The 248-nt window shown below is 39.9% G+C and carries 1 protein-coding gene; it reads right to left on the reverse strand.

Annotated features, from left to right (window positions below; all coding sequences use genetic code 11):
* Nucleotides 1–248 (reverse strand): outer membrane beta-barrel protein (locus SAZ04_RS22680; RefSeq protein WP_332699991.1); only part of this gene is annotated, 248 nt, incomplete at both ends.

A 248-nucleotide genomic window follows, 5' to 3' on the forward strand; every position in this document is an offset into this window, starting at 1 on the left:
GTTTTTTATCCCTGCCTCAATTTTGCCACCTTTAAATGGATGGACATAATCTGATTTGAATGTATAAATATTAATGTCGGAAGGCAGGTGCCCACGTAATAACATATTTCCGTTATAATCGTTAGCGCTGTTATAACAATCGGTAGCTAATGTCATATCCGAAACAGTGCTATAGCGCACATAATCGAAATCAGTGGTCACCTCTTTTCCGGCGGTGTCAAATGTGTTTTTCCAATTCAGGTTGCCCG

It is taken from the genome of Halalkalibacter lacteus (assembly GCF_036663595.1).
Lineage (GTDB): Bacteria > Bacillota > Bacilli > Bacillales > Bacillaceae_D > Halalkalibacter > Halalkalibacter lacteus.